This window comes from Wohlfahrtiimonas chitiniclastica (assembly GCF_002252325.1).
Taxonomy (GTDB): domain Bacteria; phylum Pseudomonadota; class Gammaproteobacteria; order Cardiobacteriales; family Wohlfahrtiimonadaceae; genus Wohlfahrtiimonas; species Wohlfahrtiimonas chitiniclastica.
In genome coordinates, this window is record NZ_NEFL01000001.1 from 1,048,389 (window position 1) to 1,072,487 (window position 24,099).

Annotated in this window: 22 protein-coding genes and 1 riboswitch; of the genes, 8 read left to right on the forward strand and 14 right to left on the reverse strand. The window is 44.4% G+C overall.

The features are described from left to right. Positions 1-148: 148 nt before the first annotated feature. The 3 genes from B9T10_RS04860 to B9T10_RS04870 are packed head-to-tail and all read left to right on the forward strand — an operon-like array spanning position 149 to position 3,432. Complete coding sequence (locus B9T10_RS04860) at positions 149-1,132, forward strand: peptidylprolyl isomerase (RefSeq protein WP_094537987.1); 984 nt, start codon at positions 149-151, stop codon at positions 1,130-1,132. A gap of 2 nt (positions 1,133-1,134) precedes the next feature. After that, positions 1,135-1,944, forward strand: coding sequence for a 16S rRNA (adenine(1518)-N(6)/adenine(1519)-N(6))-dimethyltransferase RsmA (gene rsmA / locus B9T10_RS04865; protein ID WP_094491423.1), 810 nt, complete (start codon positions 1,135-1,137; stop codon positions 1,942-1,944). An 18-nt stretch (positions 1,945-1,962) separates the two neighbouring features. Continuing rightward, the gene (locus tag B9T10_RS04870; protein WP_008316450.1) at positions 1,963-3,432 is read left to right on the forward strand and encodes a Ppx/GppA phosphatase family protein; all 1,470 of its coding nucleotides are present in this window, start codon (positions 1,963-1,965) and stop codon (positions 3,430-3,432) included. 31 nt (positions 3,433-3,463) lie between these two features. Here the strand turns inward: B9T10_RS04870 and B9T10_RS04875 are convergent, their stop codons facing one another. The 5 genes from B9T10_RS04875 to B9T10_RS04895 form a co-directional block, all read right to left on the reverse strand. After that, entirely contained in the window at positions 3,464-5,752 is a 2,289-nt protein-coding gene (locus tag B9T10_RS04875; protein ID WP_063455198.1) for an FdhF/YdeP family oxidoreductase, read from the reverse strand. Positions 5,753-5,932: 180 nt separating this feature from the next. Next, positions 5,933-8,686 carry a valine--tRNA ligase gene (locus tag B9T10_RS04880; protein ID WP_094537988.1) on the reverse strand — a complete coding sequence of 918 codons (2,754 nt, stop codon included), beginning with the start codon at positions 8,684-8,686 and terminating at the stop codon, positions 5,933-5,935. Positions 8,687-8,795: 109 nt separating this feature from the next. Further along, positions 8,796-9,218 carry a DUF2059 domain-containing protein gene (locus B9T10_RS04885; RefSeq protein WP_008316447.1) on the reverse strand — a complete coding sequence of 141 codons (423 nt, stop codon included), beginning with the start codon at positions 9,216-9,218 and terminating at the stop codon, positions 8,796-8,798. Positions 9,219-9,314: 96 nt separating this feature from the next. Next, entirely contained in the window at positions 9,315-9,797 is a 483-nt protein-coding gene (queF, locus tag B9T10_RS04890; protein ID WP_094537989.1) for a preQ(1) synthase, read from the reverse strand. Positions 9,798-9,800: 3 nt separating this feature from the next. Further along, positions 9,801-9,845, reverse strand: a riboswitch (PreQ1 riboswitch). Between the two features lie 22 nt (positions 9,846-9,867). Further along, complete coding sequence (locus tag B9T10_RS04895; protein ID WP_063455201.1) at positions 9,868-10,815, reverse strand: AEC family transporter; 948 nt, start codon at positions 10,813-10,815, stop codon at positions 9,868-9,870. Positions 10,816-11,039: 224 nt separating this feature from the next. Here B9T10_RS04895 and B9T10_RS04900 point away from each other — a divergent pair, with 224 nt between their 5' ends. After that, positions 11,040-11,531, forward strand: coding sequence for a DUF4410 domain-containing protein (locus B9T10_RS04900; RefSeq protein WP_094537990.1), 492 nt, complete (start codon positions 11,040-11,042; stop codon positions 11,529-11,531). 33 nt (positions 11,532-11,564) lie between these two features. On the opposite strand, the gene B9T10_RS04905 is transcribed toward B9T10_RS04900, so the two are convergent. Further along, the gene (locus tag B9T10_RS04905) at positions 11,565-11,918 is read right to left on the reverse strand and encodes a DMT family protein (protein ID WP_026165636.1); all 354 of its coding nucleotides are present in this window, start codon (positions 11,916-11,918) and stop codon (positions 11,565-11,567) included. A 73-nt stretch (positions 11,919-11,991) separates the two neighbouring features. Between B9T10_RS04905 and B9T10_RS04910 the strand changes: the two genes are divergently transcribed. From B9T10_RS04910 to B9T10_RS04925, 4 genes are all read left to right on the forward strand, one after another. Then, on the forward strand, positions 11,992-12,459 hold the full coding sequence (locus B9T10_RS04910; RefSeq protein WP_094537991.1) for a peroxiredoxin: 468 nt from the start codon (positions 11,992-11,994) through the stop codon (positions 12,457-12,459). Between the two features lie 295 nt (positions 12,460-12,754). Further along, the gene (locus B9T10_RS04915) at positions 12,755-13,201 is read left to right on the forward strand and encodes a CopY/TcrY family copper transport repressor (protein WP_008316438.1); all 447 of its coding nucleotides are present in this window, start codon (positions 12,755-12,757) and stop codon (positions 13,199-13,201) included. Positions 13,202-13,227: 26 nt separating this feature from the next. Continuing rightward, complete coding sequence (locus B9T10_RS04920; protein ID WP_094537992.1) at positions 13,228-13,440, forward strand: heavy-metal-associated domain-containing protein; 213 nt, start codon at positions 13,228-13,230, stop codon at positions 13,438-13,440. A 2-nt stretch (positions 13,441-13,442) separates the two neighbouring features. After that, complete coding sequence (locus tag B9T10_RS04925) at positions 13,443-15,641, forward strand: heavy metal translocating P-type ATPase (protein ID WP_094537993.1); 2,199 nt, start codon at positions 13,443-13,445, stop codon at positions 15,639-15,641. 50 nt (positions 15,642-15,691) lie between these two features. Here the strand turns inward: B9T10_RS04925 and B9T10_RS04930 are convergent, their stop codons facing one another. The 8 genes from B9T10_RS04930 to ftsY form a co-directional block, all read right to left on the reverse strand. Further along, a complete protein-coding gene (locus B9T10_RS04930) occupies positions 15,692-16,135 on the reverse strand; it encodes an META domain-containing protein (protein WP_063503813.1) in 444 nt (147 codons plus the stop codon). 8 nt (positions 16,136-16,143) lie between these two features. Then, the gene (locus B9T10_RS10285; RefSeq protein ID WP_246782151.1) at positions 16,144-16,578 is read right to left on the reverse strand and encodes an ACT domain-containing protein; all 435 of its coding nucleotides are present in this window, start codon (positions 16,576-16,578) and stop codon (positions 16,144-16,146) included. A gap of 75 nt (positions 16,579-16,653) precedes the next feature. Continuing rightward, positions 16,654-18,231 (reverse strand): RelA/SpoT family protein, encoded by a 1,578-nt coding sequence (locus B9T10_RS04935; RefSeq protein WP_246782152.1) that lies wholly within the window; start codon positions 18,229-18,231, stop codon positions 16,654-16,656. An 18-nt stretch (positions 18,232-18,249) separates the two neighbouring features. Next, entirely contained in the window at positions 18,250-19,140 is an 891-nt protein-coding gene (locus B9T10_RS04940; protein ID WP_008316433.1) for a prephenate dehydrogenase, read from the reverse strand. A 3-nt stretch (positions 19,141-19,143) separates the two neighbouring features. Next, the gene (gene fabV, locus B9T10_RS04945) at positions 19,144-20,343 is read right to left on the reverse strand and encodes an enoyl-ACP reductase FabV (protein WP_094488217.1); all 1,200 of its coding nucleotides are present in this window, start codon (positions 20,341-20,343) and stop codon (positions 19,144-19,146) included. A gap of 13 nt (positions 20,344-20,356) precedes the next feature. Next, positions 20,357-21,442 carry a transaldolase gene (gene tal / locus B9T10_RS04950; protein WP_094537994.1) on the reverse strand — a complete coding sequence of 362 codons (1,086 nt, stop codon included), beginning with the start codon at positions 21,440-21,442 and terminating at the stop codon, positions 20,357-20,359. A 32-nt stretch (positions 21,443-21,474) separates the two neighbouring features. Beyond that, entirely contained in the window at positions 21,475-22,605 is a 1,131-nt protein-coding gene (locus B9T10_RS04955) for a lytic transglycosylase domain-containing protein (RefSeq protein ID WP_094537995.1), read from the reverse strand. A gap of 21 nt (positions 22,606-22,626) precedes the next feature. Next, positions 22,627-24,042 carry a signal recognition particle-docking protein FtsY gene (gene ftsY / locus B9T10_RS04960; protein WP_094537996.1) on the reverse strand — a complete coding sequence of 472 codons (1,416 nt, stop codon included), beginning with the start codon at positions 24,040-24,042 and terminating at the stop codon, positions 22,627-22,629. Positions 24,043-24,099 lie beyond the last annotated feature (57 nt).

Consider the following 24,099-nt stretch of genomic DNA (forward strand, 5'->3'; position numbering starts at 1 on the left):
TAGTAAAAAGTAGATTAAAAAAGGCGTCGTCACGCCCATGCCCCGCCATTTTATAGTATCTATGAAATAATTGCATTACTATTCCATAATTCCTTAGTATAATTATTCGTATTTATCTTATTTCAAACCATAATTAGAAGGATTTTGTATGGCACGTAAAAAGCTGTCGGTCTTATTGCCCTTGTCGCTATTATGCTTCTCTTCCTTTGCAACGATGTCACATGCACAAAAATCAAATACACAATACACAGATCAAATTGCATTAGTGGTTGATAACCAAGCCATCACCCGCAAAGAGTTCAATTCAGCATTAGCACAAGCACGCGCAGAGTTCCGCGGCATGGGGTTGAGTGAGCAAGCCATTAAAGATGAAGTGGTCAAAACCCTTGCCATCAATAAGATCATGGAAAGCATTGCAAACAACGCAGGGATCGAAATTTCAGACGTGATGGTGGATGATGCCATCCGCGACATTGCCTCTCGAAATGGCGCAACGGTTTCAGATCTCAAGGCGTATTTACAATATCAAGGCATTCCTTTTAATCAATTTAGAGAAAACATCCGCAAACAAATCATGTCTGCTGAGCTTCGCAATCAAATGATGCGCTCCATTCGCGTGACAGATGATGAAGTGGAGATTTACATGCGCTCTGATGAATTTAAACAATTACAAAAGCAGCTCGCAAACAGCAAAACGCCCAACGTCAAAGTGCGCCACATTTTAGTGCGTGTCGATAATGACACCACTGAAAAAGAGGCCAAATTGCGCATTGATCGCTTACATGAACGTTTAGCGGCAGGCGAAGGTTTTGAAGAGATTGCTAAAGCGCAATCCCAAGATCCTGTGTCTGCGGCTAAAGGTGGTGAAATTGGTTGGGTTGCGCCCGGTCAATTGGTGCCAGAATTTGAAAAAACGATGCTTGCCCTGAAAGTGGGCGAAACCAGTAAACCTGTGCGCACGCCGTTTGGTTATCACATCATTCGCGTTGAGGACAAAAAAGTGGGTTTACCGGATGAATCGCAAATCAAAAACATTGCCAGAGATTATTACTACCGCAAAAAAGCCGGTCAGCAATACAGCCTATGGCAAGACAAAATGCTATCCGACGTATACATAGAGAGACGCTTCTAACCGTGACAAATGAATATCTACAACTTGTGCGTCATCATCAGGCGCGCAAACGTTTTGGTCAAAACTTTTTAATTGACTATCCTTTAATCATCCAATTGTTTCAAAGCATCCGCGCAGAACCTAATGACCATCTCATCGAGATTGGCCCAGGTTTAGGCGCCTTAACGCGCCCTTTATTGACCGTGCTCAATGAACTCACCGTCATCGAACTTGACCGCAATTTGATCCCCATTTTGTCAGAGTTAGATCAACTCAACATCATCCATCAAGATGTATTGACGGTGGATTTTCGCACCCTCAAAACCGATGAGCGTAAACTCAGAATTGTGGGGAACTTGCCTTACAATATCTCAACGCCCATCATTTTCCATCTCTTAGCGGTTGCTGATGTCATTCAAGACATGCATTTTATGCTACAAAAAGAGGTGATCGATCGCATGGCCGCCACGCCAGATGACAGTGAATATGGCCGTCTTTCTGTGATGGTGCAGCGTTATTGTCAAGTGATTCCACTTTTGACCATTCCACCAACGGCATTTAACCCTGCCCCAAAAGTGATGAGTCAATTTGTGCGCTTAGTGCCGCATGAAAAAGATCCTTATGGCATTGAGTCGGATGAATGTTTTTATGATGTGGTCAAATGCGCCTTCACCATGAAGCGAAAAACCCTTCGCAATACTTTAAAGCCGCTCTTTACCCAAGAAGAGATCGAAGCGTGTGGCATTGATGCCTCTTTACGCGCTGAGAAACTCTCTGTGGCAGATTTTGCAACACTCTCTAACCATCTCTTTCATAAACAATCGCAGTCATAATCTATTAAAGGATCGAATATGGATGAAAAAATTTTGGGGGTTGTGGATTTAGGCTCAAACAGTTTTCATTTAGCCATCGTGCAGGAAGATAACGGCCGCTTAGTGGTGATCGACCGCATGAAAAGCATGGTGCAACTGGCTTATGGTTTAACACCCGAGAAATTGATTCATCCAAATACGCGTGAAAAAGCCCTCACTTGTCTTGCTCAATTTGGTGAGCGTTTGGCGGAAATTGATCGCAAAAATATTCGTGTAGTTGGCACAAATACCTTGCGCCAACTCAAAGATCCTTCATTCATGCGCGAGGCGGAAGCCGCCCTTGGCGTACCGATTGAGATCATCTCTGGTAAAGAAGAGGCGCGCCTCATCTATCTTGGCGTGATTCAATATGTGGATCTACATGATCAGCTCGCCCTTGTCATTGACATTGGCGGCGGCAGTACGGAGCTTGTGCTTGGTGATAAAGATAAATTATTGCGCTCTTCAAGCTTAGAAGTGGGCTGTGTTCGTCTGGCTAAGCAGTTCTTTTTTGATGATAAAATCTCAAAAAAGCAGGTGCATGCTGCCGCTTTGTATCTCGAAACGGAGTTGCAACCGCTGCATCCTCATTTAACCTCTGATCCTTGCCAATATTTTGGGGCCTCTGGCACCATTCGCACACTGCGCGAAATGATCGAGCAAGAAAATTTAGGTGAAGAGGAGATCACAGCCACAGCGCTCAAAAAGCTGCTTAAAATCCTCTTATCCCTTGGCACAGTGCGCGCGATCGAACGCCGCTTTGATCTGACCACAGAGCGTGCCCGCGTCATTTGTTCTGGCTTGTTGATCCTCAAAGCCGTGATGGAAAAATTCAATTTAGAAGTGGTTCAACCTGTGGATACTGCCCTTCGTGAAGGCATGGTGCTCGATTTACTGGGGCGCATTCATAAAGAGGACATGCGGGATTTGACCATCGAAAGCTTAGTGCACCGCTTTGGCGCGAACATCGAGCAGGCTAAACGCGTTGAAGCCACGTCCCTTTATATGGTGGATAAAATTGAGCTGAGCGCGCCCTATTTAACCAGTCCGCGCCGTTATTTAGGCTGGGCATCGTTACTGCATGAAATTGGGCTCGCGATCTCTTACCATCGCCATTATAAACACAGTGCCTATTTGGTGGAACATGCTGATTTAGATGGCTTTAGCCGCACAGATCAAAAGATTTTGGCGGCCATTTTATACAATCACAAGCGCCGCTTTAATCCAGATGATTTTGAGTATCTGCCAGATTTCACTATTCCATTGACGCTGATTTTGCGCATCTCTGTCCTTTTGCACCGCAGCCGCGAACCGCAACCGATGCCAGAGTTTGATTTTCAATATGCTAAAAAGAAAATCACCCTTACCTTCCCACCCCATTGGTTAGATGAGCATCCGCTCATTCAGCAAGATTTACAGCTTGAGCGCGATTGGCTCAAAGAGGCTGGCATTAAGATTGAGTGGGAATAAAAAACCCCAATCAATGATTGGGGCTCGTGATTTATGCAACTTTTTCTAGACGTATCGGAATGTTTTTATAAGCAGGAATGCCAGATTGCTCATCAATGCTTTCAATCGGTAATAAATTATTGGCCTCAGGAAAATAGGTCGCGGCACAACGATCAGAAATGGCATGAATCACCACTTCTAAATGATCTAACCTGCGATCGGTCGCCTGACCATTGACATCTAACGCAATCACATTGACGCGATCCCCTGCTTTTAGCCCCTGAACTTCCGCTTCATGGGCACTTAAAAACAGTACATCCCGCGTACCAAAAACACCACGATAACGATCATTGTAACTATAAATCGTTGTATTGTATTGATCATGGCTACGCACTGTTGCCAGCACCAACTCACTGTTAAAGGCAGATTTTGGATCTTCAATGATGCCTTCGGTGGGAATAAAGTTCGCTTTACCACTTTTGGTGTGCCACACGCGACGCGCTGCAGCATTGTCTAAATGAAAACCACCAGGCACTTTGATCTTTTCATTATAATCCGTGAATAGATTGGGGAACACTGCACCCATTGCATCGCGAATTTTGCTGTAATCTGCCACAAATTCATCCCATTCGACTTTTGTGTTTGGCAAGGTTGCCTTCGCCATGCCTGCCACCACAGCACATTCACTCATCACATCGTCACTGACTGGTTTTAACACACCACGCGATGCATGCACCATGGACATTGAATCCTCCACCGTCACCGCTTGTGCCCCAGTGGCTTGTACATCCACTTCCGTACGGCCAAGCACAGGGAAAAGATACGTATGTTTTGCCGTCAATAAGTGCGAGCGATTGAGTTTCGTTGCTACATGCACTGCAAGATCTAAACCTTTCATACCTGCATACGTTTTATCATGATCTGCCATTGCCACAGCTAAATTGCCGCCCATGCTGATTAACGCTCTAGATCGACCTTCATAAATGGCTTGCATACTCGCCACAACGGCATGCCCCCAATCTTTAGGGGGTTTAAAACCAAAGCGTTTCTCAATGTTCGCTAAAAACTCCGCACTCGGTTTTTCCGTAATGCCCACAGTGCGATCACCTTGCACATTTGAATGCCCACGAAGCGGACACAATCCTGCACCGGGTTTGCCTATATTACCTTTCAATAACAATAGATTAATGAGCTGCTGAATGTTATGGGTACCATGCTGATGCTGCGTAATGCCCATACCATAACAAATGATGGTGCGCTCAGATTGTATGTAGAGTTCTGCAATCTCATTCATCACTGCTTTTGACAAACCTGCGATCCGCTCTAAATCCGCCCAATCACTGTTTAAAACATCGGCTTTGACCGCATCATAACCCATTGTGTGTTCCGCAATAAAATCGAGGTCTAAAATAGCAGGCTCACCTTTTGCCATCGCTGCATCATGTTTTTCAATCACAAGGCGCATGATGCCTTTCATCAATGCAGTATCCCCACCGACGCGCACTTGATAATAATGGGGCGGCGTGGCTAAAGGCACCGCATGATCTGTCAGCATTTCGACAGGATTTTGTGGATAGATGAATTTTTCAAGCCCACGTTCACGCATGGGATTGATCGCAACAATGGTGGCACCGCGTTCTGACACTTTGCGCAATGTATTGAGCATTCTTGGGTGATTCGTACCGGGATTGTGCCCGATGCACATCACTAAATCTGCTTGTTCAAAATCTTCTAACAGCACTGTGCCTTTACCTACGCCAATCGATGCTGCAACGCCAACACTTGTGGGTTCATGGCACATGTTAGAACAATCAGGAAAATTATTGGTGCCATATTCACGGGCATACAATTGAAATAAAAATGCGGCTTCATTTGATGTGCGCCCTGAGGTGTAAAACTCCACCACATTTGGATCATCATAACCACGCATGATGGCACCAATCTCTTCAAATGCTGTTTGCCATTCTATGGCTTGATAAGTATCGGTTTGGGCATCATATTTCATCGGATGCACCAAGCGGCCCGCATCTTCTAATTGATAGTCTGACCACGTTAATAATTCTGTAATTGTGTGCGCTTTAAAAAAATCGAGCGTGGCGCGTTTAGAGGTTGCCTCCCAAGAAACGGCCTTAGCGCCATTTTCACAAATATTAAAAATTGGGGATTTTTTAGGATCAGGCCAAGCACATCCTGGGCAATCAAAGCCTTGCGGTTTATTCATCTCAAACATTGCTTTGGCATCCTCACGGATCTCCATTTGCCCTTCAAGCGCTTTAACCACCGCTTTTAATGCACCCCAACCGCCGGCTGCGCCTGTATAGTTTTCTATTTTCTCTTTCATATCCAAACTCCCTAGCACCATTCAATCGGATGCTGATCTAGATAAATTAAAAATAAAACCTACATATAATTAAACATAATTGATTAAAATATTAACAATAGAATTATTTAATGATTGATTTAAATAAAATGGTATAAAAAAAGCGATCCGAAGATCGCTTTTGTCTGAATGATCAATGCATTATAGTGCTTTAATCTTCACTAATTGTTGATTGAGTTCCGTCAATGTGTTTTCCATATCTGCCAATTTCTCACGCTCTTTAGCCACCACAGCCGCGGGCGCTTTCGCAGTAAAGCCTTCATTTGACAATTTACCCGCCAATTGTTTGATGCTTGGCTCAAGCTTACCAATTTCGCGCGTTAAACGTGCCAACTCTTGCTCTTTATCAATTAAACCTGCCAAAGGAATCAACAAGCGCATTTTACCCACAACCGCCACAGCTGATTCCGGCGCATTGCCTTCACAGGCTGTCAATGATTCTAAGCGACCAATTTTAAGGGCAAACAACTCATTTTGTGCCAAACGGCGCACATCTTCTTCTGTAGCATTTTCGTACAAGACTGGCAATGGTTTACCCGGTGCAATGTTCATTTCTGCACGAATGCGGCGCACTTCAAGCAACACATTTTGCAACCACTCAATGTCCGCCTCAAGCGCTTCATTGCGGGCATTAAAGCTTGGGAAGCTTGCCGTCATGATGCTGTCAGAATCTTTAAAGACTGGCGCGATGGTCACCAATTTTTGCCAAATCTCTTCAGTGATGTATGGCATGAATGGGTGCAACATTTTGAGGATGCCATCTAACACGGACAACAATGTATAACGGGTTGCAGCTTTTTGCTCATCACTGAAATCACCGTTTAACACAGGTTTTGTGAGCTCTAAATACCAATCACAGAACTCATTCCAGATGAAGTCGTACAATGCTTGTGTCGCTAAGTCAAAACGGTACTGAGCCACATGGCGCTCAACTTCTTCATTCACATGAGTGATGCGCGATAAAATCCAATCATCAATGTGTGAACGTGCTTCTGGTTGATCCGCAATCGCTTGACCTTCAGTGTTCATGAACACAAAGCGCGCCGCATTCCAGATTTTATTACAGAAGTTTGAATAACCTTCAACGCGACCGACATCAAAAATCACATCGCGGCCATTCGTGGCAAGTGCTGTGAATGTGAAACGAAGGGCATCTGTCCCGTAAGCTTTAATGCCATCTGGGAAGTTTTTGCGTGTGGATTTTTCAATGCGCTCTGCCATTTGTGGCTGCATTAAACCGGTGGTGCGTTTTTTCACCAATGTTTCTAAATCAATACCATCGATCAAATCAATTGGATCGAGCACATTGCCTTTAGATTTACTCATTTTTTGACCATCTTGGTCACGCACTAAACCGTGGATGTAAATCTCTTTAAATGGAATCTCTTCCATAAAGTGCATTCCCATCATGATCATGCGTGCCACCCAGAAGAAAATGATGTCAAAACCCGTCACTAACACAGATGTTGGGTAGAAAGTTTTGAGCTCTTCAGTATTTTCAGGCCAGCCCAATGTGGTAAATGGCCACAAAGCAGAGGAGAACCATGTGTCTAACACATCTTCATCTTGACGAAGTGCAATGTCACCTAAATTGTATTTAGCGCGCACTTCTGCTTCATCGTGCCCAACATAAACATTACCTTCTTCATCATACCAAGCCGGAATCTGATGACCCCACCACAATTGACGAGAAATGCACCAATCTTGAATGTTGTTCATCCATTCATAATACGTTTTATCCCAGTTTTCTGGCACAAACTTAATTTTCCCGGATTTAACCACCTCAATGGCAGGTTTTGCCAATGTTTTCGCATCCACATACCATTGATCTGTTAAGTACGGTTCGATCACTTGACCGGTACGATCCCCACGAGGAATTTTTAAGGTATGCGGCTCAATTTTTTCTAATAAGCCCGCGGCTTCAAAATCTGCCACCACTTTTTTACGTGCCTCAAAGCGATCTAAACCACGATACGCTTCTGGCGCTTCATCGTTAATTTTCGCATCGGGCGTTAAAATGTTAATGAGCGGTAAATCATGACGTTTACCCATTTCATAGTCATTAAAGTCGTGCGCTGGCGTGATTTTCACACAACCTGTCCCGAATTCTTGATCCACATAATCATCTGCAATGATTGGAATTTGACGATCACACAAAGGCAAGTTGATCATTTTGCCCACTAAATGAGTATAACGCTCATCATTTGGATTGACTGCAACAGCGCTGTCACCAAGCATGGTTTCAGGGCGCGTTGTGGCGACAATCATCACCTCATCCGTGCCATCGATTGGGTAACGCAAATGCCATAAAGAACCTTGCTCTTCGACAGATTCTACTTCAATGTCAGAGACTGCTGTTTTTAACACAGGGTCCCAATTCACTAAGCGCTGACCACGATAAATCAAACCTTGATCATAGAGATCTACAAACGTTTTCTTCACCGCTTCTGATAAACCATCATCCATCGTAAAGCGCTCGCGTGACCAGTCTGCACTTGCGCCCATGCGGCGTAATTGTTTGGTGATCATGCCACCGGATTGTTCTTTCCATTCCCAGATTTTTTCCACAAACTTGTTGCGGCCTAAATCATGACGTGTCAAACCTTGTTGGTTCAATTGGCGCTCAACCACCATTTGTGTGGCGATCCCTGCGTGATCCGTACCCGGTTGCCATAAGGTATTATCGCCTTTCATGCGATGATAACGGATCAAAAAATCCATGATCGTATCTTGGAAAGCATGCCCCATGTGCAAAGTACCCGTGACGTTTGGCGGCGGGATCACGATACAGTAAGCAGGTTTTGCAGTATCTCCTGACGCTTTAAATAATCCATTGGATTCCCAAAAATCGTACCACTTCGATTCAATTGCACTTGGCTGATATGTCTTTTCCATAATATCCCGATAAAATCGTTAATTAAAACCCTAAAAATCATTCATTCTAGCATTTTACACGCATAAAAAAACCCACTTACGTGGGCTTTTCTCAAATTATCCCAAAGGATTATTTTTCTAAAATGGTTTGGATCTTTTGTGCAACACCCATGCCCCATTGTTGGCCAATCATCATTGACTCTTGCATGATCACAGGTTGCTTTTCAATCATTTTCTTACCTGCGGGCGATTGATAGAACTCTAAGAATGCTTTCACGTCCGCTTCTGTGAACTCTTTTTGATACACAGGTACCAATAAATCAATCAATTGATCCACATTGAACTCTTTTTTCACTTCAGCGATTTGTGCATCCGTTGCGCCCATTTGTTTCAATTGGCCAATCAATTGTTCTAAAACCATTGTGCCCATATCCGCAGCACCTGTATCTGTGATCAATTGTTTAACGCTTTGTACAGAGGCGTCTTGAGCGAAAACAACAGGAGAGAACATTAATGATGAACCTAAACATACTGATAATAATAGTTTTTTCACGGTTTTATCCTTATATAAATGCCACAGGGCAGTTTTTATTGTAGCAAACAACTGCGACAAAATGACAACAATCCCATGAAAAAAATTCTCAATATCTTAACGGTTGTCCACTTTCTCTGGATAGAGATCATGATTCACAAGGCGCGTTTGGGCAAACTCAGCCCAAGAGGTATTAGGCTTGCCATAATTGACATAAGGATCAATGGAGATGCCGCCGCGTGGCGTAAATTTACCCCAGATTTCCATATAACGTGGATCTAATAAATCCACCAAATCATTGAGCATTTTATTGACGCAATCTTCATGAAAACTGCCGGTATTGCGAAAGCTAAAGAGATACAATTTTAAAGATTTACTTTCCACCATTTTTGTATCTGGAATGTAACTGATGTAGATCGTCGCAAAATCAGGCTGCCCTGTCATTGGGCAAAGGGCTGTGAACTCTGGGCAATTGAACTTCACAAACGTATTGCGATCCGGATGCGAGTTTGGAAAAGCCTCAAGCACCTTTGGATTGTATTGATCAACATACTCAGTTTTTTGATTGCCAAGTAACGTTAAACCTTCTGTATTAGACATAAAAACTCCTTAGTTTTTTTGTGTGGGAGGATTGCGAACCACGGGAAAAATCACTCGGTATCCTAAACAATCACGCCATTAAAAGCAAAATTATTGGCGTAGTAATTGCGGAGAAAATCGTTGTTAACACGATGCTAGAAGCCACGGCATCTTCAATCACTTCAAATTTAATCGCCATTAAGTAAACATTCATGCCAACGGCAATTGAACCTAACAATACAATCGCTTTGGTTTCAAAGGCAGGCAAACCAAGGGCTAATGCGCAAAGCCATATGATGAGCGGATGCAAAATCAATTTAAAAATCGTGATGCCAATGCCAATTTTAAGCTTTGCGCCCAAACGATATTCCGCAAGCCCCATGCCAATTGATAGCAAAGACAATGGCGCCACCATGTTAGAAAACATCGTGATGGTGCGCCCCATAAAGTCCGGCATGGGTACTCTAAAATAGCTCACTAATAAGCCAAGCATGATGCCAATCACCACGGGATTACGCAGCACACCTTTTGTGGTGGCAATGATGCCACCTAAGGAAAATGAGCCATGTTCCACCCATTCAATGGAAAAAGAGACCAAACTCCAAAGGAGCAAAGCATTAAAAGTAATGATGAGGGCAGACACGGCAATGGCATCGCCTCCCATAAACAGCATAATGATGGGAATGCCCACCATCACATTGTTAGAAAAAATGCCGCCAATGCCAAATACGGATGCTTCTTTAGCATTGAGCTTGAGAAATTTGCGCGACACAATCATTGCAATGAAATAGAGAATGAATGATCCGCCAAAGTACGCCAAAATGAGCTTAGGATCGACTTCTTGCTGCGTATGAAAGCGGCTCATGACCCCAAAGAGCATGATGGGAATCGCTAAATTGAATAAAAAACGCGTCAAACCGCGCGTGAACTCTTTGGGCCATTTGCGCACACGCACTAAAAAATAGCCCGTTCCCATCAAAATGAAAAACGGCAGCAATGCATACACTTGCTGAAAAAAGGCAGTAATGAAGGCAGACATGAGAAGCCACTTAGAAAAAATAGAGAGTTTTACTCTAAACAAAGAATGGTCAAAAGCAAAATTTTAATCGCATCAAATTCATGACACCGCTGGCGATTAACACTTAATGACACAGCTTGACACTTCCCTGCACACGAAAAATACAAAGCATTATATAATCGCGACCGGCAGTTGATGCCCATAAACAACAATGATTAAACGAAACAATAGAATTAGAGATTATTATGACAAAACTCATCCTTGCTTTAAGCCTCACAGGCATTCTTTGTGCCTGTTCAACCATGAATACTAATCATGTTAAACATTCAACACAAACAGATGCAACACAAACGAGCTATATGGTTGAGCCGAGCGGTGGCACAGAATATGACTTATATTTTGAAGAAGCATTAAAAACAGCCTTAAAAAATGCGCACATCGATGAACAAAGCGTCACCTATGACACCATCATTAAATATGATATCAATATGGATGAAGGCAGCCGAGCCCTTCGCTATTTTGTGGGTTTTGGCGCAGGCAAAGCACGTGCTTTGATAGAAGTTAAAATCATTAATCGCAAAGATCATAAAGAACTTGCCACACTTCATTCAGAAGCAACATTATCCATGGGCGCATTCGGCGGTGATACTAAAGGGATTTTAAATGATGCTGCCATCGACATCGTACAAAAAATTAAACTCATGAATATTTTCAAACGTGCAGGTGCAAAAATTTAATCCTGTCATTTAAATGATGTGGCACCTGCCACATCATCCCATAATCTCTTGGCGGAACATAAAAAAGACTGCGCCCAATAAACATAAGCCCGCCCAAATGTAATCTAAGCGAAACGGCTCTTTGAGCACAAAGAGCGAAAACGGAATGAAGACCGATAAACTCAACACTTCTTGGATGATTTTAAGTTGCCCGGCGCTCGCCACTTCATAGCCAATGCGGTTTGCAGGCACTTGTAGAAGATACTCAAAAAGCGCAATCCCCCAACTGACAAACGCCGCAAATACCCATGCGCGCGAGTGCATAAATTTTAAATGCCCATACCAAGCAAACGTCATAAAAACATTGCTCAAGGTTAATAAGCCAATGGTGATGGCTAAAGGGTGAATCATCATGGTGACCTCTTTCATTACGCTTTGGACGTGTTATGATTTCACATCCATCATCTTTAGGAGGTAATGTATGTCCATTGAAGAAAATATTCAAACCCTTTGGTCACAAAAATTTCCCACACAACATGACGAGGTGTCACTGTCTGACATTGCAGCAACCCATGACAAAATCGTGCTCTATTTTTATCCCAAAGATAATACTCCGGGCTGCACCACAGAAGCGGGCGACTTTGAGGCCAATTTAGCAGCTTTCACAGCGCTCAATGCCGCAGTTGTTGGCGTATCACGCGATTCTGTCGGCTCACATCAAAAATTTGTGGATAAATTGAACCTCACATTTACACTCATTTCTGATAAAGAGAGCATCATTTGCAATGCCTTTGATGTGATCAAAGAGAAAAATCTGTATGGCAAAATCGGCTTTGGCGTTGAACGCAGCACCTTTGTGCTCGATCAAACAGGCAACATTCTCCATGAATGGCGCAAAGTCAAAGTTCCTGAACATGTGCAAACTGTTTTAAAAACCTTACAAGGTTAAGCACTCAAAGCCTCGCAAATGCGAGGTTTTTTAATGCAATGACTGCACAATGATTAAGCATTGAAAATTGAGTTAATGATTAAATCATTAAGTTAGCATCATTTTCAGCCAAAGCGCTGCTAGATCCTGAGAATTATCGACAAATCAACGCAATAGAATTTAATAATAACGCCGCATACATTATACTAGTGAGCAGAATCATGAGGGTGGTTCAAGGAATTATTTGTAAAAATAAATTACGCTTTTAGACAAATATCGACTACAATTGTAGTCGATAGTTTTTGTATGGTGGACAATGTCTCATATTAAAATTACCAAAACTGAATGGGAAGTGATGCGCGTGCTCTGGACTCAAGGCGAGTGCTTGAGCAATGAGGTGATCTCAGTGCTGTCAGAAAAACATGACTGGAAACCGTCAACGGTTAAAACTTTGATCTCTCGTTTAGCGAAAAAAGGGTACGTCGGTAAACATGCCGATGGCAATCGTTACCGCTATTATCCCACCATCTCTGAAAAAGAGTCCCTTCAGAGAACTCGAGCGGAACTCGCTCACCACATTTGCTCCACAAAAATGGGCAAATACATTGCGGCGCTGATTGAGGAGAATCCTCTCTCTCACCAAGATGTGGAATTAATCGCTGCGGCGGTGCAACAAAAACGCAAATTTGCTTTATGCAAAGTGCCTTGTAACTGTGTGAAAGGACAATGCCAATGCTCTGATGCTTGTTGCCCGAATAAGTAGCCTTAAGAATTTTTTAAGGAGTTGATATGCAAAACATCACATTGTCAGTGCCAGACATTAGCTGTGGCCACTGCACTTCATCCATTGAAAATGGTTTATCAAAACTCGCGGGCATTGATGCCATCAGCACAGACGTTGCCACAAAAACCGCCCAGGTCACCTTTGATGATGCCACCCTCTCCATCAATGACATCCTTGACGCCCTTGATGATCTTGGGTTTGAAGCAAAGGTGATCTAATCATGACGGCAAATGAATCCATCCACCAAGTGACATTTGCCATCACAGGAATGACCTGCACAAACTGCTCAGGACGCATCGAAAAGATTCTCAATAAAAAAGCAGGCATCCACCACGCATATGTCAATTTCGCCAGTGAAAAGGCGATGGTTGCATTTGATCCCACCCTCATTTCCCCTAAAGAGATTGGCACATTCATAGAAAATGCTGGCTTTGGGGCAATTGTGGATCTTAAAGAGAATCATGCTGAAGTTGAGGCAATGCATCAAGCGTCCCTCAATCAACTTAAACGTGAGCTCATCATCAGTGCCCTATTGTCTGCCCCAATGGTGATCGGCATGATCGCGATGATGTTCAATCATCATGCGCCGTGGGTGAGCTTTGTGCATAATCCTTGGGTGCAACTCATTTTAACGACCCCCATTCAATTCTTCATTGGCGCACGCTTTTATAAAGGCGCTTATGAATCCTTGGTCAATGGCTCTGCCACGATGGATGTTTTGGTCGCCACTGGTACCACCAGCGCCTATTTACTGAGCGTGTATAACGGATTTTTTGGCAACGCCCATCACCTCTATTTTGAGGCCAGTGCCGTAGTCATCACCCTCATTTTGATGGGCAAATATTTAGAGAACATTGCCAAATCTAAAACCAACTCCGCCCTTAAAAAATTACTGGATTTACAGCCTAAAACGGCGCTGTTACTCATTGATGGGCAGACAAAAGAAGTGCCCATTGAACTCATTAAAGTCAATGATCAAATCCTCATTCAACCGGGGCGCAACATCCCTGCTGATGGCGTTGTCATCGCTGGGCAATCAGCCATTGATGAGAGCATGCTCACAGGCGAAAGTTTACCGGTGGATAAAGTCATTGGCAGTCCGCTTTATAGCGGCACCATCAACCGCACAGGCACATTAACCGCACAAGTCACTAAACCAAGTGGAGACAGCACCTTAGCGCGCATCATTGCTTTAGTGGAAGCGGCTCAAGGCAGCCGAGCACCCATTCAAAAATTGGCTGATCGCATTTCTGCCATATTTGTGCCCGTTGTGGTGACGATTGCACTCATTGCACTACTCATCACTTGGCTCATCACGAAAGATATTTCCACTGCCATCATTCATGCTGTGTCTGTATTGGTGATTGCTTGCCCATGTGCACTAGGTTTAGCAACGCCCACCGCGATTATGGTGGGCACAGGCGTCGGCGCGCGCCACGGCATTTTAATCAAAAATGGCGAAGCCCTCGAAACGGCTGCTCACGTCAATGCCGTTGTGCTCGATAAAACAGGCACGCTCACCGAAGGCAAACCTGTGGTGATAAGTTTTAAAGATTTCACAAGCGATGGTTCTGCCTTACAAATTCTGGCGGCTTTAGAGGCGCTCTCTGAGCATCCTTTAGCCACCGCAATGGTCAATTATGCCAAAGCGCAAGGCATTGATCCTATTAATGTGAATGCATTTGAATCTTTAACAGGCTTTGGTTTGACTGGCATCATTGATGGCACGCGCTATTATGTGGGTGCAAAGCGCCTGATGACGCAGCAGCGCATCGATGTTTCCGAGCACATTGACGCCATTACCGCCTTAGAGCATCAAGGCAAAACAGTAATGATGCTGAGCTCAGAAACAACGCTCCTAGCCATCATTGCAGTGGCTGATGCGTTAAAATCCACAACGCCCGATGCCATTGCCCGCTTACAATCTCGCGGCATTGCCGTCTATATGATGACTGGGGATAATGCCAGCACCGCGCGTTACATTGGCGCAAAAATTCAGTTGGATGACGCACACATTTTTGCAGAAGTTTTGCCGGAAGATAAAGCCAATTATGTGAAAAAATTGCAGGATCAAGGACTCACCGTTGCGATGATTGGCGATGGTATGAACGATGCCCCTGCCCTTGCCCAAGCAGACATTGGCATTGCCATGGGCACAGGCACAGACATTGCGATGGAGAGCGCGGACATCACCATCATGAATGGGGATCTTACGAACATTGATCGCACTTTGCAGCTCTCACAAGCCACCATGCACAAAATCCGTCAAAACCTCTTTTGGGCATTTTTATATAACACCATCGGCATTCCATTTGCGGCGTTTGGTTTACTCACGCCCATCATTGCAGGCGCTGCCATGGCGATGAGCTCTGTATGTGTGCTGACCAACTCATTGCTGCTCAATCGTAAAAAGTTATGAGTCACTCATCAAAAAAGCGGTCTATTGACCGCTTTTTTAAGACTATAATGTTACTTATGATCTTTCAATTCAAAGGTCAATTGTGTTTTGCCTTCAGATAACACTAAGCGCTGACCATCATTGTGTAATGTCGCAGTTGCGCCTTTTTCAAGCAATTGCCCAATGGTTTGATCTAATTGATTTAACGTGGCATCTGCACAGAATTTACGTGTCATGCCCACGCCTTTAGCCGTCAATACACCCTCTTTAATGGCGCCTTGCCCAAAGAAGTTATTGCACATCGCACCCGATAGATGCATTTTCTCACCAAACTCAATGTTCGGTGCCATTTCATTGGCGGCGGTTTTGTACGCTTTACCATCAATGGCAACCAATACATAATTGTGGTGCTCTAAATCTTGTGCGGTGGCAATTTTGCCGTCATGATCTGTCATTGTGTGTGAACATCCTGCGGTTAAAAGAAGAACTGCGGCTGAAAGGAATAATTTTTTCATACGAACCTCTATTTTCTATGGGCTTCAATCACAAATGGCAATTGACTCAAGCGATCAATCAAACGGCTCAATTGATTCAAATGGTTCAATTCCAACGTTACAAAAATCTGGGCAATGCCATTGCCTTCACTTTTCATATTGATGTCAATGATGCGCAGTTGCTCATTGGTGATGAGGTTATTGACCTCTTTCAATAAATCTTGATGGGAATGGGCTTTGATCATCAAATCAGATGTGACGCGCTGCTCTGCATCATAGCCCCAATCCACATCAATTTCGCGGGCGGGCGACTGCTCAATCATATTGATAAAGTTTGAACACGTTTTACGGTGGATCACCACGCCACGATTGATCGTCACAAAGCCGCCGATCAATTCAGGGGGCGCAGGTTTACAGCACGCGGCCATCTGCACCAATAAATTGCCCACACCTTGCACACGCACGCCGGCATCATTGCCTTTAGTTTGCGTTTGAGGACGAATGAGCGAATCTGGCGTAATGGTGGGTTCATCCGCAGGTTATGCATTCGGCAAACGCGTCAAAAACTGGTTAATGGTGACTTCGCCCGCACCTAATTGCGCATGCAATTCATTGATGGAATTACAGTTTAAACGCTTGGCAATTTTAAGGAGCGCATCGGGTGATAAGTTTAAATTCAAGCGCGAAAATTCACGATCAAGGAGCTGCTTACCAGCGGCAATGTTCTTCTCTTGCGCTTGCTGCTTGAACCATGAACGGATTTTAGCACGCGTGCGGTTTGATTTCACATACGCTAAATGGGGCGAGAGCCAATCGCGGCTAGGCGCTGCATTTTTACCCGTTAAAATCTCCACTTCATCACCATTGTTGAGCACATATGTCAATGGCACAATGCGCCCATTCACCTTTGCCCCGCGGCAGCGATGCCCTAAATTGGTGTGAATTTGATAAGCAAAATCGAGCGGCGTTGCCCCTGCCACAAGCTCAATGGCTTCGCGGTTTGGCGTTAACACATAAACATTTTCACCAAAGAGATCTTTATCTAACAACTCTTTAGAAGATTCACTGTTTGCCTCTTGATCGAGCAATTGACGCACGCGATTGAGTTTTGCTTGCTGGCTGAGGGATGCATCCGACTCTTTATAGTGCCAATGAGCCGCAACGCCAAGCTCTGCATGCTCATGCATTTTTCGGGTACGAATTTGCACTTCAATGGCTTTATTTTGTGGGCCAAGCACAGCTGTGTGCAGGGATTGATAACCATTGGGCTTAGGGTTGGCGATGTAATCATCAAACTCTCTTGGCAATGGCGGCCATTTTTCATGCACCATACCAAGGACGCGATAACAATCGGATAAATTTTTCACAATGACGCGCACCGCACGCACATCGAGCAACTCTTCAAAAGATTTACCTTTTGTGGTCATCTTTTTCCAGATGCTGTAGATGTGTTTGACGCGCCCAGAGACTTCCCCTTCAATCCCTTCAGCGGCGATTAAATCCTCCACTTCTTTAATGATGGATTGAATGTAGACTTCTCGGTCAATGCGCTTTTCATTGAGATTTTTAGAGATGAGTTTATAATCCTGCGGCTTTAAATAGTGCAGCACTTCATCTTCTAATTCCCATTTAAAACGGCTGAGCCCTAATCGATTGGCCAATGGTGCAAACACATCACGCGTTTGCTCTGCCACCAGAATTTTAATCTCATCGGGCTCATGTTTGAGGTGGCGCATGCGCACCACTTGATTCGCTAGAATGATGACCAGAGTTTGCACATCTTCCACAATGGCGAGCAGCATTTTACGAAGGATCTCCTTCGTTTTCTCCTGCGCACCGGATAGATTGCTCGTCTCTTTTAAAAGATTCAATTGACGCAAAAAGCTGTGATAGCCTTCTGGCACTTGTTCAAGAGGAATTTCAAGCACAAAGAGCATCGCAATGATGCGAAGCTGAATCCCAGAAACTTGCCCCAATAAATAGGCGGTTTCAAGGGCACGCTTGAAACTTGGGTCATTTTGGTGCTCAAGAAAGAGCTGATACTCTGCCTGAGGCCAACTCTCTTGGCATTGTGCAAACCAATCTCTTAATGTTGTTTCATCAACGACTCTAGACATCCGTTCCTTCTTTTGTAGTTAAGGTTCGTGATAAAAGTTATCCCTTGCGTGTTTCGCACGGCTGAAGATCTCTAAAATGGTTTCGCGGTCTTCTTTGTCTAACGCCTCTTCCACCAAAGCAATTTTCTTCAAATATGCGCGCAACACTTGCAACACGGCTTCGCGGTTCTCTAAACAAATGTCCGTCCACATTTCAGGATTTGAGGTGGAAATGCGCGTAAAGTCACGAAAGCCACCTGCCGCAAAGCGGAAAATCTCCGCGCGATCATCCAAATTTGCCAACGTATCCACAGTGCTGTACGCCAATAAATGTGGAATGTGGGATGTCGCCGCAAGCACCTGATCATGATGCACCACGCCCATCTCTTCGACAATCGAGCCCACCGATTCCCACATTTTTGTCAATGTGGTCACCGCGCTATGATTATTATTGATGTGGGGGATGATCAAAGTACGGCGCTTTTCAAAGAGCTCGGCAAATGAGTTCTCAACGCCATGCTTTTCCGTCCCTGCAATCGGATGCGCAGGCACAAAGCGTTTAGGCAAATAACCCACCGCTTCTGTGATGGTACGAATCACTGAACCTTTCGTCGAGCCCACATCACTGACAATGGCATCCTCTTTTAAATGCGGCAACATCTCTTTGACCAAACGCCCCATCACCGTGATGGGGGTTGCCATGATGATGATGTCTGAATCTTTCACCGCTTCTGCTAAATCTGTGGTGACTTCATCAGCAACGCCCAATGCTTTTGCTTTTTCGAGCGCATCGACATTGACATCATAAGCCACCACTGTGCCCACAGCGTTGTTTTTCTTCAAGGCGCGCGCTAAAGATCCACCAATCAGGCCAATGCCCACAATGGTGACGCGATCCACATAAAACGGCTTACTCAATTCAATTTTCATGGGTTACACCATTTCAATCACATCAAATTCAACGATCGGGGAAACGTCTGCTTCATAATCCACACCCGCTAAACCAAAGCCAAATAAACGCTCAAAGTTCTCTTTGTAGCCTTTATAGTCCGTTAAGCTATCAATGCTGTCTGTTTTCACTTCTTTGAGGATCAACTCACAAGCGCTTTGCACTTCTGGTTTCAATTCCCAATCATCTAAACGAAAACGGCCGGATTCATCCACTTCGCCGCCTTCACCGTACATGCATGTGGCAAATAAGCGTTGAATTTGTTCAATACAATCTTCGTGTAAATCCAACTCTTTCATCACACGAAACGCCGCAGAAATGTAAAGTGGCATCACAGGAATGGCAGAAGAGGCTTGTGTCACCACAGATTTTAAAACCGCAACGGCAGCATGCCCTTGATATTTTTCTTCAAGCATTGCGTTGATTTCACGTGCTGCGCGCTCAACATCTTCTTTCGCTTTTCCTAAAGTGCCATGCCAATACATTGGCCATGTGATCGCAGTCCCAATGTATGAATATGCCACAGTTTGCACATTTTCAGCCAATACGCCGGCTTCATCCAGGGCTTTCATCCAAAGCTCCCAATCTTGACCGCCCATTACTGTGACTGTATCACTGATTTCTTCAGCGGTTGCAGGCTCAACAGAGGCTTCAATCACTTCATTTTTATTGGTGTCTAACGATGGCGCTGTGTATGTTTCACCGATGGTTTTTAAGGCAGAGCGCACCACTTCGCCAGTCTCTGGCAATTTACGTACAGGTGATGCCAATGAATACACAACGCAATCGACTGTGCCTAAATCTTCTTTAATGAGCTCAATCACTTTTGCGCGCACTTCGTTTGAGAAGGCATCGCCATTGATGCTTTTTGCGTATAAACCCGCTGCTTTGGCATATTTATCAAACGCCGCTGAATTGTACCAGCCGGCGGTGCCTGTTTTCTTTTCTGTGCCAGGTTTTTCAAAGAACACGCCAATTGTTGCCGCATCACTGCCAAAAGCCGCTTCAATGCGCGAGGCTAAACCATAACCTGTGGATGCACCAATCACCAATACGCGTTTTGGACCATCTTTGAGTGGACCTTTTGCGCGAATGTAGTCAATTTGTGCTTTCACATGTGCATCACAACCTGTCGGGTGTGCTGTTGTACAAATGAATCCGCGAATTTTAGGTTTAATAATCATAACTTTTCTCTTTCTAAACAGTTGATAACTTTTCGTTAATGGTCATCATCATAGCATTAAACGCTGCTGTAAATTGCTCGATGCCATTTTTTTCTAAGGTTTGTGTGACTGATTCTAGATCAATATTGTGTGCGCTCAATGCGCGTAAATTCGCTTCTGCTGTGGCTAAATCATCCTCTAAACGCACGTTTGGCGTGCCATGATCTTTATACGCAACATACGTCGCAGGCGGCATTGTATTAATGGTGTGCGCGCCAATCAATGCATCCACATATAATGTGTCTGCGTACGTAGGATTTTTGGTGCCCGTTGATGCCCACAGCAAACGCTGAATGCGCCCACCTTTACGGGACAATGAATCAAAGCGTGCATGCCCAAAATGTTTCAATAACTCAGCATGTGCCATTTTGGCATTGCTAATGGCAATCGTGCCTTGTAATTCTGGGGCAATGTCTGCCAATTTTGGATCAATCGCCGCATCAATGCGGGAGATGAAAAAGCTTGCCACAGAAGCCACATTCGCAATCGGTCGCCCTGCCGCAACGCGCGTTTCTAAGCCCGATAAATATCCCTCAATCACTCGTAAATAGCGTTTGATGGAGAAAATCAACGTCATATTGATGTTGATCCCCTCAGAGATCAAATGGCTCATTGCCTCAATCCCTGCAATCGTTGCAGGAATCTTAATCATGGCATTTTTTCGATTAATGCGGCGCCAAAGGGCTTTGGCTTCTGTGATGGTGCCAATCACATCAAAAGCCAAATTCGGTGACACTTCTAAGCTCACATATCCATCTAACCCTTCGGTTTTTTGATAGACGGGCAGCATAAGATCACAGGCTTTTTGAATGTCGGCAATTGCCAAATCATAAAAGATCGTCTCAGCGGACTTTGAGGCTTTTTGTAAATCACGAATGCTCTGATCATAATGCCCAGAGCGAATCGCTTGATCATAGATCACAGGATTAGAGGTCACACCCCTTAAATCATCCTCTTTAATCAAAGTGGACAATAAACCGCCTGCGGCTAACATCTCGCAGGAAATATTGTCATACCATACACTTTGCCCTAACTGATTCAACTGCTCTAATGGATTCATGGCCACCTCAAAAAAGTCAATGCTGTGTTATCCTAGCGCTTATCGTAGACTCTGCCAATATCTTGGGACATTCTTTTCGCAGTGCCTTTAGGCAACCAAACCGGAATATTCGCAGGAATCGCCGCTTGGTTGATTTGAATATTTTTTAGCCATGCAGGATTGAGCTCAATTAAATCAATCTCTGAAATCATCAAAGCATTGGCCAAATCGCGTACTTTAATCGGTGCATTTAAAGTGATGGCATCCACTTTACGTGGCTTTTGGGGATGAAGCCCGGGAAAATAGCTGTCACTGTTATCCGCAATGCGTTTAGCGGCTAAGAATTCAGCATAAAAGTTACGTGAGGCAAAACCAAAACGATCACCTTGATATTGCCAAACGATTTTGCCAATGTCATCGGTGCCCAATTGATTTTTCGCGCGCACCATGCCGCCGACGCCATGATTGTATCCCGTCAATGCCAATGGCCAAGCTTGCGTGCGTTGATTTGCGGCACCTAAATAACGCGCTGCACCTTCTGCTGCCATAAAAGGATCTAAACGACCATCAATCACATTGCGCTGCATGGGCATATAATCACGCGCCGTGCTTGGCATAAATTGCCACATGCCTGCTGCCCCAACGTGTGAATACGCCCGCCCTTGAAATGAAGATTCCACATGTGGTAAATACGCAATCTCTTCAGGCACATTGTGACGCTTCATGATGGCTTTGAACTCAGGTAAATAACGCCCACTGATCTCTAAACCTTTACGGAAATTATTTTTTAAACCTGTTTGATAACGCAAGCGCTCTGGCGCACCATAAATGGCCGCTTCGCCGCCGGCTTTTTTAAGCAATTTCACCCAATGGCGCTGATTACGCGTGAGCTTTTCTTTATTTTGATAACGCGCCACCATGTCCACAAGTTCTTCACGCAGAATGTTTTCATTCGCGCGCAAAAAGTCACGGCGATCTTGATTCGGCACGGGCACCACATCATAGATCACACTTAAATAGCGATTGTCATGATAAACCGCTTGATTTTCATTCCATTCACTATAAACGCGCTCCCAAAATTCCACCATCGGTTCCATCGATTTAGGTTCAGGGAAATGATTGGTCGAACAGCCGGCAAGCACCATAACGCCAAAAAGCGTCATGCGTGTGATCAATGTTTTCATAGAGTTCTCGTGCGTTAAAAATTATGCGTGATCTGAGGCTTGACCCACAATGGCAGACACAAAACTTTCTGCTTCAAAGGGACGCAAGTCATCAATGGCTTCACCGACGCCAATAAAGCGCACAGGCACATTGAGCTTATCGGCAATGGCAAAGATGATCCCGCCCTTGGCCGTGCCATCTAATTTGGTAAAAGTAATGCCGGAGAGTTTGACAATCTCATTAAATTGCGTGGCTTGATTTAAGGCATTTTGCCCCGTGGATGCATCCACCACAAGCATCACTTCATGTGGTGCAGATTCATCAACGCGCCCCATCACACGATGAATTTTCGCCAACTCTTGCATTAAGCCTGCTTGCGTGTGTAAACGCCCTGCAGTATCTGCAATTAAAATGTCCACTTTACGGGCTTTAGCCGATTCCATCGCATCAAACATCACAGATGCAGGATCTGCCCCTTCTTTTTGTGCCACCACAGGAATGTTATTGCGCTCGCCCCATACTTTCAACTGCTCAACGGCCGCAGCACGGAAGGTATCGCCAGCGGCAAGCATCACGCTTTTACCTTCAGATTGGAATTTTTTTGCCAATTTACCAATGGTGGTGGTTTTTCCCACGCCATTGACGCCCACCATCAAAATCACATAAGGCGAATGTTCTGTATTGTCCACCACCAGCGGTTTTTCAACAGGTTTGAGGATTTCCACCATCTCTTTATTCAATGCAGCAAGTAGCTCATCAACATTTGATAAATTCTTACGGGACACTTCAGCTGTGATGTTAGCGATCAATTTTTGCGTCACTTCAACGCCGACATCCGCCATCAAAAGACGCGTTTCTAACTCTTCTAAAATGTCATCATCAATGGATTTTTTACCAATAAAAAGATCCGCTAAACCTGCGGTGATGCCATCACGGGTTTTACCTAAGCGCTCTTTTAAACGTTTAAAGAATCCTGTTTTTGGCTTTTCTTGCAACACAGCTTCAGGCGCTTTAATCGTTTCTTCAACGGTATGCGCGATCTCTTGTGCATGTGCCGTTTCAATCGTTTCAGCAATTTTCTCTTCAGTATCGGCAATGGTTTGCGCCGCTTCTGGCGCTGATGTTAAAACAGTTTCACCAGTTTCAACCGATTGCGCCACCACATTTTCCGCCACAGCTTCGAAGATTTCTTCGGCTTCGATCTCTGCAATGGTTTCATGGTGATGCGGTTGATTTGGTGCAATGTCTAACGTTTCTGATTCACTTAAAGCCGCGGTATTGACGGAAATGGCAGATTCAACCGCCGCTAAAGATGCCTCAGAGGTTGCTTTTTCCTCGGCAACAACAGGTTCGACCGTCTCAACCGGTGCTTCAATCACCTCGTCAACTTTTTCAACTTGTTCTTCTTTTTTTGATCTAAAAAGACGGGAAAACCAAGAGCCTTTCTTTTCTGACATGCCAATAACCTTCAATCCAAATAGGGGAACATAAAATGGTGCTATATTATCAAAAAA

Bases quoted from the DNA above. Each gene is read 5' to 3' on its own strand.
- B9T10_RS04860 (WP_094537987.1), top strand. From the start codon at position 149: ATGGCACGTAAAAAGCTGTCGGTCTTATTGCCCTTGTCGCTATTATGC.
- B9T10_RS04870 (WP_008316450.1), top strand. From the start codon at position 1,963: ATGGATGAAAAAATTTTGGGGGTTGTGGATTTAGGCTCAAACAGTTTT.
- B9T10_RS04875 (WP_063455198.1), bottom strand. From the start codon at position 5,752: ATGAAAGAGAAAATAGAAAACTATACAGGCGCAGCCGGCGGTTGGGGT.
- B9T10_RS04880 (WP_094537988.1), bottom strand. From the start codon at position 8,686: ATGGAAAAGACATATCAGCCAAGTGCAATTGAATCGAAGTGGTACGAT.
- queF (WP_094537989.1), bottom strand. From the start codon at position 9,797: ATGTCTAATACAGAAGGTTTAACGTTACTTGGCAATCAAAAAACTGAG.
- B9T10_RS04895 (WP_063455201.1), bottom strand. From the start codon at position 10,815: ATGTCTGCCTTCATTACTGCCTTTTTTCAGCAAGTGTATGCATTGCTG.
- B9T10_RS04900 (WP_094537990.1), top strand. From the start codon at position 11,040: ATGACAAAACTCATCCTTGCTTTAAGCCTCACAGGCATTCTTTGTGCC.
- B9T10_RS04910 (WP_094537991.1), top strand. From the start codon at position 11,992: ATGTCCATTGAAGAAAATATTCAAACCCTTTGGTCACAAAAATTTCCC.
- B9T10_RS04915 (WP_008316438.1), top strand. From the start codon at position 12,755: ATGTCTCATATTAAAATTACCAAAACTGAATGGGAAGTGATGCGCGTG.
- B9T10_RS04920 (WP_094537992.1), top strand. From the start codon at position 13,228: ATGCAAAACATCACATTGTCAGTGCCAGACATTAGCTGTGGCCACTGC.
- B9T10_RS04925 (WP_094537993.1), top strand. From the start codon at position 13,443: ATGACGGCAAATGAATCCATCCACCAAGTGACATTTGCCATCACAGGA.
- B9T10_RS04930 (WP_063503813.1), bottom strand. From the start codon at position 16,135: ATGAAAAAATTATTCCTTTCAGCCGCAGTTCTTCTTTTAACCGCAGGA.
- B9T10_RS04935 (WP_246782152.1), bottom strand. From the start codon at position 18,231: ATGTCTAGAGTCGTTGATGAAACAACATTAAGAGATTGGTTTGCACAA.
- B9T10_RS04940 (WP_008316433.1), bottom strand. From the start codon at position 19,140: ATGAAAATTGAATTGAGTAAGCCGTTTTATGTGGATCGCGTCACCATT.
- fabV (WP_094488217.1), bottom strand. From the start codon at position 20,343: ATGATTATTAAACCTAAAATTCGCGGATTCATTTGTACAACAGCACAC.
- tal (WP_094537994.1), bottom strand. From the start codon at position 21,442: ATGAATCCATTAGAGCAGTTGAATCAGTTAGGGCAAAGTGTATGGTAT.
- B9T10_RS04955 (WP_094537995.1), bottom strand. From the start codon at position 22,605: ATGAAAACATTGATCACACGCATGACGCTTTTTGGCGTTATGGTGCTT.
- ftsY (WP_094537996.1), bottom strand. From the start codon at position 24,042: ATGTCAGAAAAGAAAGGCTCTTGGTTTTCCCGTCTTTTTAGATCAAAA.